Below are 8,954 nucleotides of genomic sequence, written 5' to 3'. Positions count from 1 at the left end.
GCGGAATCCAGGGCGCGGGCGAGGCGCTTGCGGGCGCGGTGCAGCCGGACGGCGAGCGCGGGCGCCGAGCAGCCCATGACCTTCGCCGCCTGCCGGGGCTCCAGTCCGTGCCAGTTGACGAGCGCGAGCACCTCCAGGTCGCGCTCGGGCAGCGCGGCGACCGCCGCGAGCGCGGTCTCGCGCTCCACCACGTGCTCGGCGACGTCCCAGGCCGCGAGGTCGGCGGGCGTCGTCAGCGCCCGGATTCGGTCGGCGAGGGCGTGGCCGCGGCGGCGCCGGTCGTGCTGCTTGCGCAGCAGGTTGCGGGCGACGCCGAGCAGCCACGGCAGCGGCGGGTCGCCGACGTCGTCCAGCCGACGCCAGGCGATCAGGAACGTCTCGCCGGCGATGTCCTCGGCCGTGTGCGGCTCGGCGTGGGTGAGCGCGTAGGCGAGGACGCGCCGGTGGTTCTCGTCGTACAGGCGGGTGAACCGTGATCCGGAATCATCCACGAGTACCTCCCGTCGGGATCGGTTGTCGTGACGTAATCCCGAGCGGGCGGCCCCGTTTACCGGGGCGGCGCGGTTTTCTCAGCGGAGCCGGGCGAGGCGCTCCACGGCCTCGTCGATGACCTCGTCCTTCTTGCAGAACGCGAACCGGACGAAGTGGGCGCCGGCCTCGGCGTGGTCGTAGAACACCTGCGACGGGATCGCGACGACGCCCGCCTTCTCCGGCAGGGCGCGGGCCAGCTCCATGCCATCGGCGAACCCGAGCGGCCGGATGTCGGCCTGCACGAAGTAGGTGCCCTGCGGCCGGTACGTCGCGAACCCGGCGGCCTCCAGGCCGGTGATGAGCCGGTCGCGCTTGGCCTGGAGCGACTTGCGCAGCTCCTCCACCCACGGGATCTCATTGCGCAGCGCGTACGCGGCGGCCCGCTGGTAGGGGGCGCTGACCGCGTAGGTGAGGAACTGCTTCACGGTCTGGACGGCCCGGACGTAGGGGGCGGGCGCGGTGACCCAGCCGGTCTTCCACCCGGTGACGGAGAAGGACTTGCCGGCGGACGACACCGACACCGTCCGCTCGCGCATCCCGTCGAGGGTGGCGAGGGGGATGTGCTCGGCCTCGTCGAAGGTGAGGTACTCGTACACCTCGTCGGTGATCGCGACCAGGTCGTGCTCGCGGCAGACGCCGGCGATCGCCTCCAGCTCGTCCCGTGTGAAGACGGTGCCGGCCGGGTTGTGCGGCGAGTTCACCAGGATCGCCTTGGTGCGCGGCCCTACGGCGGCGCGCAGCTCGTCCGGGTCGAAGGTGAACCGCCCCTGCACCGGACGCAGCATGACGGGCCGGCGCACCGCCCCGGCCAGCGCGATCACGGCGGCGTAGGAGTCGTAGTACGGCTCGAAGACGATGACCTCGTCGCCCGGCCCCGCCAGCGCGAGCACGGACGCGGCGATGCCCTCGGTGGCGCCGACCGTCACGTACACCTCGGTCGCCGGGTCGTACGACAGCCCGTACCGCCCCAGCCGCTGCACCGCCACCGCCTCGCGCAGCTCGGCCGTCCCCGGACCGGGCGGATACTGGTTCGCGCCCGACCGGATCGCGTCCACGGCGACGTCCAGCATCCCGGGCGGGCCTTGTTCGTCCGGAAAGCCCTGACCCAGATTGATCGAGCCGGTCCCGACGGCGAGAGCCGACATCTCAGCGAAGATCGTTTCGCCGAATCCCTGCATGCGCTCGACCAGTGGCTCACTCACGCCACAAGACTAAGACCCCGCGGTCCGCGTGTGCGCGGGCATGGCACGGCCCCGGACGCCGGGCGGGGTCAGATCCAGCCCATCTGCTCGGCGGCGCGGACGGCGGCGAGGCGGGTGGGCTCGCCGAGTTTGGCCATGGCGGACGACAGGTAGTTGCGGACGGTCCCCTCGGACAGGTGCAGGGCGGCGGCGACGCGGGCGGTCTCGGCGCCGGCCCCGGTGAGGCGGAGGATCTCGCGCTCGCGCTCGGTGAGCGGGTTGTCCCCGGCGGCCATCGCGCCGGCGGCGAGTTCGGCGTCCAGGTAGCGGCCGCCGCCGTGGATCTTGCGGATGGCGGCGGCGAGCTCCTCGGTGGGGGCGTCCTTGGCGACGAAGCCGCGGACGCCGGCGGCCATGGCGCGGCGCAGGTAGCCGGGGCGGCCGAAGCTCGTCAGGATGCACACCGCGCAGCGGGCCCCGGCGGCGGTCAGCCGCTCGGCGGCGGTGAGCCCGTCCAGGCCCGGCATCTCGATGTCGAGGACGGCCACGTCCGGGTCGTGCGCGGCGACCGCGGCGGCGACCTCGTCGCCCCGCCCGACCTCGGCGACGACCTCCAGATCGGCCTCCAGGCCGAGCAGCGCGGCGACGGCGCCGCGGATGAGGTGCTCGTCGTCGGCGAGCAGGACGCGGATCACGCGCCGCTCCCCGCCGCTCCGGCCGGCTCGGGGGCGGTGCCCTCCTCCGGGGCGGGGAGCGGGACGGCGGCGCGCAGCAGGAAGCCGTCGCGCCCGTGCCGTCCGGCGGCGACCTCGCCGCCGAGGACGGCGGCGCGCTCGGCGAGCCCGGTGAGGCCCGAGCCCCCGGAGCCGGCATCGTTGCCGACTCCCCCGCCGCGGACTCCGTCGTTGCGCATCTCCAGCACCACGGAGCCACCGTAGACGGCGATCGCGATCGCGCAGTGCCGGGCCTCGCTGTGTTTGATCACGTTGGTGGCGCCCTCGCGGATCACCCAGGCCAGCACCGAGCGGACGGCCGGCGGCAGCGTCCCCGGCGGGTCGCCGGTCTCGCAGCGGACCCCGGCGGCCTCCAGCACCGCCCGTACTCCGGCCAGCTCGGTGTCCAGCTCCACGGCGCGGTACCCGCTGACGGCGGCGCGCACCTCGCGCAGTGCCTCCCGCGCGGCCCGCTGGACGTCCGCCATCTCGGCGCCGGCGCGCTCGGGGTCGGTGCCCGACATCCGGATGGCGAGCTCGCTCTTCACCGCGATCAGCGACAGGCTGTGGCCGAGCAGGTCGTGCGGGTCGCGGGAGAAGCGGAGCCGCTCCTCGGTGACGGCGAGCCGGGCGAGCGCGTCGCGGGCGGCGTGGGTCTCCCGGTGCATGTCCCACATGCGGCGCTGGTAGACGTTGACGAACGCGACCAGCCCGCACACGCCGGAGAAGATCACGAACACGAGCGGGAAGACCCCGTACCACGGCATGGTCCCGCTCGTGCCGAGCCGGCCCGCGCCGGCCGTGGCGACCGCGGCGCAGTACGCGCCGGTGCCCGCGCACAGGGCGACCATGCGCTTGCGGCGGAGCGGCGACAGCACCACGGCCGAGAGCCAGAAGACGGGGACGACGGAGAACCAGGGGCTGATCAGCAGCAGGAGGCTGAGCACGGCGGCGACGGCACCGCTGCCCACCATGTCGCGGCGCGACGCGCCGGCCCCCAGCATGCAGGCGAACATGATCGGCAGGACGGTGAGCTGCGCCATCTCCGCGTTCGGGGTGATGCCGGAGACCGCGAAGGCGAGGGCCGCGAAGACGGCGGCGCCGCCCGCGAGGCCGGCGAGCAGGAGCAGCGGGTCGGCGGGGAACCGGCCGCCGAACGCGAGGCCGAGCACGGCCGGCAGCGCCAGCGCCAGCGCCTGGACGGCGTACATCGCGGTCGCGGTGAGGACGCTGCCGCCGGTGATCTCGGCGTCCGACAGCGCGGTGCCGCGCAGCCGCTTGAGCGTGCGGTCCTCGCGGCGGGCGGTGAACACGGTGACGAGGTTCATGAACACGGCGAGCACCAGGAAGAAGCCGAGGTGGCCGGTGCCCTGCAGGGGGGCGCCGTCCACGCCGCCGATGTCCTGGCCCTTCATCGGCACGAGCATCGCGGCGAACAGGATCGGCAGCCCGAACACGGTGAACAGGGCCGTCCGGTTGCGCCAGAGGAGGGCGAGGTCGAGACGCGCGACGCGGAGCAGGGCGGAGAGGGTCAACGGGTCGCTCCTTCGGCGGCGGTGCGGAGGAAGACGTCTTCGAGGGACGCGCTGCGCGCCTGCAGGCCGTCCAGCGCGATCCGCCGGTCGTCGGCCCAGCGCAGCAGGTCGTACAGGCCGGCCTGGAGCCCCGCCTCGCTGACGGTGTAGGTGGCGACGGTGCGCCCGCCGTCCACGCAGATGTCGGCGCGGGCGCCGCGCACGCCGGGGAGCTCGGTGATCGGCAGGGTCCCCGGCACCTGGAAGCTGATGCGGTCGCCGTGCCCGGCGACGACCTCGCCGACGGTCCCGGACGTCTCGATCCGGCCGCGGTGCAGGATCGCGAGCCGGTCGGCGAGGTGCTCGGCCTCCTCCAGGTAGTGGGTGGTCAGCAGGACGGTCGTGCCGTCCGCCACCACGTCCCGGACGATCTTCCAGGTGGCGCGCCTGGCCTCCGGGTCCATGCCGCTCGTCGGCTCGTCCAGGAAGAGCACCGCCGGCCGGCCGAGCAGCGCGAGCGCGAGGTCGAGGCGGCGCTTCTGCCCGCCGGACAGCTGCCGGACGCGGACCCCGGCCTTGTCCGCGAGCCCGGCGGCGCCGAGGGCCTCGTCGCGGTCGCGCGCGGCCGGGGTGAAGCCGCGCCAGTGGTCGACGGTCTCGGCGACGGTGAGGTCGGTGAAGAAGCCGCCGTCCTGGAGCATGATGCCGATCCGTGGGCGGACCTTGCGCCGTTCCCGGTGCGGGTCGTGCCCGAGGACTCGCACCGTGCCCGCGTGGACGGGCCGGTGCCCCTCCAGGGTTTCGAGGGTGGTCGTCTTGCCGGCGCCGTTCGTGCCGAGCAGCGCGAACAGCTCGCCCGGCCCGACGTCGAAGGAGATGCCGGCGACGGCCTCGAACTCCCGTAGCGCTGGCGGAGGCCGTCGACGCGGATGGCTGCGTTGTCCATGCCTCCAGCCTGATGATCACGCGCGGGCGGCGGTAGGAGCGCGTGTCACCGGTTCCGGCGGCACCTGTCAGGCGATCGGCATGACAGCTGTCATGTGCCGCGATGCCGATGCCTCGGCCGGAGACGCCGCCTCAGCCGGAGACGCTGATGACGTGCTCCGCGGTGGCCGGGTCGTCCACGATGTCGAGCAGCGCGATGGCGAGGTCGGCGCGGGCGATCGAGGCGCCGCCGAGGACGTTGCGGTCCACGGCCTTGCGGTAGCGGCCGTTGCCGGCACCGTTGGTGAGCCGGGGCGGGCGGACGATCGTCCAGCGCAGGCCGGAGGTGCGGGTCAGCTCCTCGGCGGCGCGCATGTCGGCGAACGCGTGCTCGAGGAGCCGTCCGAGGATCAGCGGCTTGACGACGAACCGGGTGAACGGGTCGTCGCCCGGCCCGGCGTGCAGCCCGGAGGCGCTGACCAGGACGAACCGGTCGCCGCCGGTCGCGGACATGGCGGTGAGGATGCTGCGCGCGCCGTCCGCGCAGACGCTCGTCGGCGCGCGGCCCTCGCGGGTGCCGAGGGCGGACAGGACGGCGTCGCGGCCCTGCACCGCCTCCTCGATCGCGGCCGGGTCCATGACGTCGGCCTGGACGACGTCGGCGCAGGCGCGCAGGTCGGACGGCAGGCCCGCCGGGTCGCGGACGACCGCGGTCACCTCGTGCCCGGCGTCCAGCGCCCGCCGCAGGACCAGCACGCCGGTCCCGCCGGTCGCCCCGAAGATCGTGAGTTTCATCGGATTCCCCTGGTGTCGGCCGTAGGGTGAGTGAGTATTTACTAACCCCTATCGTGGTAAGCGTTCACTCACCTGTCAAGGGGGCCTCATTGAGCGCGCGGGAACGGATCCTGGACGCCGCGGCGGACGTCATGCGGCGGCACGGCGTCGCCCGCGCCACGACGAAGGAGATCGCGAAGGCGGCGGGCTACTCCGAGGCGCTGCTCTACAAGCACTTCCGCGACAAGGAGGAGCTGATGCTGAGCGTGCTGAAGGAGCGGATGCCGCCGTTCGTCTCGATGGGCGCCCCCGGCGAGGGGACGCTGGAGGCGAACCTCGTCGCCATCGTCCACGGCGGCCTGCGCTTCTACCGGCTGGCCTTCCCGATGATGGCGTCGATGGCGGCGCAGCCCCGGCTGCTGAACGCCACCCGCGAGTCGCTGCGCAAGTACGGCGCGGGCCCGCAGGAGCCCGTACGGGCCCTCGCCCGGTACCTGGACGCCGAGCGCGACCTCGGCCGCGTCGCCGCCGGGGCCGACACCGCGGCGGTGGCCGCCCTGCTCATGGGCGCCTGCTTCCAGCAGGGCTTCCTGCTGTACTTCGCGGAGGGCGAGGACGGCCCGGATCTCCCGGAGTCGTTCGCACGGAACCTGGTCCGGCCCGTTCTGGCGGAGTTGCTCCCCTGATCGTGGTCTCTAGAGTTCGCTGAGGCGGGTCTTGACGACCTTGCCCATCGCGTTGCGCGGCAGCGAGCCGACCAGGTGGACGACGCGGGGCCGCTTGTGCACCGACAAACGCTCGGCGACGAAGTCGATGAGCTGGGTATCGCGGACGCCGTCGGCGACGACGTAGGCGGTCACCTGCTCGCCGAGGTCGTCGTGCGGCGTGCCGACCACGGCCGCCTCCCGCACCGCCGGGTGGGCGAGCAGCGCGTTCTCGATCTCGCCGGCGCCGATCCGGTAGCCGCCGCTCTTGATGAGGTCGGTGGACGCGCGGCCGACGATGCGGTGCCAGCCGTCCGGGCCGATGGTGGCGATGTCGCCGGTGCGGAACCAGCCGTCCTCCGCGAACGACTTCGCGGTCGCCTCCGGGCGGTTGAGGTAGCCCTTGAACAGCAGCGGCGCGCGGACGTGCAGCTCGCCGGGCGTCTCCCCGTCCGGCGGGACGGGCGTCCCGTCCTCGGCGATGAGGCGGGTCTCGACTCCGGGCAGCGGGGTGCCGACGTAGCCGGGGCGCCTGTCGCCGTCGGCGCGCGCGCTGAGCGTGATGAGGGTCTCGGTCATGCCGTAGCGCTCGACGGGGCGGTGGCCGGTGAGGGCGGAGAGCCGCTCGAAGACGGGCACAGGCAGGGGTGCGCTGCCGGAGACCAGCAGCCGGGCGCCGCGGAGGGCTCGCGCGGTGTCCGGATCCGCCGCCGTCCTCGACCAGACGGTGGGGACGCCGAAGAACAGGCTGCCGCGGTCGTTCCGCGCGGCCGCCGCGTACAGGTCGGGCTTGGGACGTCCGGTGTGGACGAGCGGCGACCCGGTTCGGAGCGCGCCGAGCACACCGAGGACGAGCCCGTGCACGTGGAAGAGGGGCAGCCCGTGGACGAGCACGTCGTCGGGCGTCCACGCCCAGGCTTCGGCGAGGGCGTCCAGGCCGGCGGCGATCGCGCTCCGGGATATGAGCACGCCCTTCGGTGCGCCCGTGGTGCCGCTCGTGTAGAGGATCAGCGCGGTGGCATCGGGGGGGACGGCGGTCGTGGCGCTCCCGGTGCGCGGCAGCGAGTCGATCGGGAGGAGGGGCGGCTCGCCCTCCGCGGACTGCGTGTCGCCGGCGGCGAGGATCATGCTCGCGCCCGAGTCGCCGAGGATGTGGGCGCGCTCGGCCGGGCCCGAATCGGGCGGCAGCGGCACCACGGGGACGCCCGCGAGGACGCCGCCGACGACCGCCGCGACCGTCTCCAGCGACGCGGTGGCGTGCACGGCGACGGCGTCCGCGCCGGCGATCTCCGCGGCGACGGCTGACGCCCAGCCGAGCAGCTCGTCGCGCGGCAGCTCCCGGCCCGCGATCCGGATCGGGCCGCCGGCGGTCTCGTCGCCGAGGAGATCCATCACTCGCCACTCTCCTTTTGCTGCTTCTTCACGGCTTCCCGGTGTTTCCTGTCCTTCTCGTCCAACCAGGCCAGGACGGTGTCATTGTGCTCGCCGAGCAGCGGGGGCGCGGCGTGGGCGCGCGGCGGGGCGCCGTCGAAGCGCAGGGGCGGCCCCGGCAGCTCGATGCGGCCGAGCTGCGGGTGGTCGACCTCGATGACGAGGCCCTGCGATCTCGTCTGCTCCCACTCGTACACCTCGTCGATCGACCGGATCGCGCCCGCCGGGACGCCTGCCTCGTCCAGCCGCGCGAGCCATGCGTCCCGCGTGTCCCCGGCGAGGACGCGCTCGATGTCGGCGGTGAGTTCCGGGCGCCGCGCCGCACGGGCCGGGATGGTCGCATAGCGGGGGTCGTCGGCGTCGATGCCGACGAGCGGGGCGAACCGGCGCCACAGGTTCTGGTTGGCGACACCGATCTGGATCTGCCCGTCCTTGCAGCGGAACGTCCCGTACGGGGCGATCGACGGATGGTCGTTGCCGACCGATTCGGGGGCGTCGCGGGCGACCGTCCAGCGCGTCCCCTGGAACATGTGCGCGCCGACGACCGACGCCAGCAGCGAGGTGCGGACGACCGTCCCGCGTCCGGTGCGGGTCCGCTCATAGAGGGCGGCCAGTACCCCGGCGACGCCGTTGCCCGCCGCGAGGATGTCGGCGATCGAGAGACCGACCTTGCTCGGCGTGCCGGGCGGGCCGGTCACGCTCATGATCCCCGCCTCGCCTTGCACGATGGCGTCGTAGCCGGGGCGTCCCCCCTCCGGCCCGTCGTGCCCGAACCCGGTGATGGACAGGACGATCAGCCCGGGATTCAACCCATGCAGCCGCTCGACCGGAAAGCCGAGCCGGTCGAGCACGCCCGGCCGGAAGTTCTCCACGAGCACATCGGCGTGCCGGACGAGCCGGCTCAGGGTGGCCCTGCCCTCGTCCGACTTCAGGTCGAGGGTGATCGACTCCTTGTTGCGGTTGATCGACAGGTAGTAGGTGCTGACCTGGTCGTCGCCCGCGAACGGCGGCCCCCAGCCGCGCGTCTCGTCCCCGCCGCCGGGCTGCTCGACCTTGATCACCCTGGCGCCGAGGTCGGCGAGCGTCATGGTGGCCTGCGGGCCCGCCACCACGCGGCTGAGGTCGACGATCACGACGTCTTCGAGCGGTCCGGGCAAGGACGTCCTCCTTCGCGGGGTGCGG

The 8,954-nt window shown here is 73.9% G+C and carries 9 protein-coding genes; 1 reads left to right on the top strand and 8 read right to left on the bottom strand.

What is annotated here, in order from left to right; genetic code table 11:
• The 6 genes from E1284_RS19670 to E1284_RS19640 form a co-directional block, all read right to left on the bottom strand.
• Positions 1-491 (bottom strand): RNA polymerase sigma factor (locus E1284_RS19670; protein ID WP_131940965.1); only part of this gene is annotated, 491 nt, incomplete at its 3' end.
• Between the two features lie 78 nt (positions 492-569).
• A complete protein-coding gene (locus tag E1284_RS19665) occupies positions 570-1,733 on the bottom strand; it encodes a pyridoxal phosphate-dependent aminotransferase (RefSeq protein ID WP_131940963.1) in 1,164 nt (387 codons plus the stop codon).
• Between the two features lie 68 nt (positions 1,734-1,801).
• Positions 1,802-2,407, bottom strand: a complete 606-nt coding sequence (locus E1284_RS19660) for a response regulator transcription factor (protein WP_131940971.1) — start codon at positions 2,405-2,407, stop codon at positions 1,802-1,804.
• Entirely contained in the window at positions 2,404-3,960 is a 1,557-nt protein-coding gene (locus tag E1284_RS41610; protein WP_165965340.1) for a sensor histidine kinase, read from the bottom strand. The genes E1284_RS19660 and E1284_RS41610 overlap by 4 nt, the downstream gene beginning before the upstream one ends.
• On the bottom strand, positions 3,957-4,781 hold the full coding sequence (locus E1284_RS19645) for an ABC transporter ATP-binding protein (RefSeq protein WP_243714598.1): 825 nt from the start codon (positions 4,779-4,781) through the stop codon (positions 3,957-3,959). Before E1284_RS19645 ends, E1284_RS41610 begins: the two co-directional genes overlap by 4 nt.
• A gap of 235 nt (positions 4,782-5,016) precedes the next feature.
• On the bottom strand, positions 5,017-5,658 hold the full coding sequence (locus tag E1284_RS19640) for an NAD(P)-dependent oxidoreductase (protein WP_131940959.1): 642 nt from the start codon (positions 5,656-5,658) through the stop codon (positions 5,017-5,019).
• Positions 5,659-5,747: 89 nt separating this feature from the next.
• Here E1284_RS19640 and E1284_RS19635 point away from each other — a divergent pair, with 89 nt between their 5' ends.
• On the top strand, positions 5,748-6,323 hold the full coding sequence (locus E1284_RS19635) for a TetR/AcrR family transcriptional regulator (RefSeq protein ID WP_131940957.1): 576 nt from the start codon (positions 5,748-5,750) through the stop codon (positions 6,321-6,323).
• Positions 6,324-6,332: 9 nt separating this feature from the next.
• Here the strand turns inward: E1284_RS19635 and E1284_RS19630 are convergent, their stop codons facing one another.
• Together E1284_RS19630 and E1284_RS19625 are read right to left on the bottom strand one after the other, a co-directional pair.
• Positions 6,333-7,733, bottom strand: coding sequence for an acyl-CoA synthetase (locus E1284_RS19630; RefSeq protein ID WP_131940955.1), 1,401 nt, complete (start codon positions 7,731-7,733; stop codon positions 6,333-6,335).
• Positions 7,733-8,929 carry a CaiB/BaiF CoA transferase family protein gene (locus tag E1284_RS19625; protein WP_131940953.1) on the bottom strand — a complete coding sequence of 399 codons (1,197 nt, stop codon included), beginning with the start codon at positions 8,927-8,929 and terminating at the stop codon, positions 7,733-7,735. Before E1284_RS19625 ends, E1284_RS19630 begins: the two co-directional genes overlap by 1 nt.
• Between the last annotated feature and the right edge of the window lie 25 nt (positions 8,930-8,954).

It is taken from the genome of Actinomadura bangladeshensis, from assembly GCF_004348335.1.
Lineage (GTDB): Bacteria > Actinomycetota > Actinomycetes > Streptosporangiales > Streptosporangiaceae > Spirillospora > Spirillospora bangladeshensis.
This window is presented reverse-complemented; position numbering and strand designations above follow the sequence as displayed.

Excerpts from the sequence above, each read along its gene's own strand:
- E1284_RS19630 (WP_131940955.1), bottom strand. The coding sequence starts at position 7,733 with ATGGATCTCCTCGGCGACGAGACCGCCGGCGGCCCGATCCGGATCGCG.
- E1284_RS19640 (WP_131940959.1), bottom strand. The coding sequence starts at position 5,658 with ATGAAACTCACGATCTTCGGGGCGACCGGCGGGACCGGCGTGCTGGTC.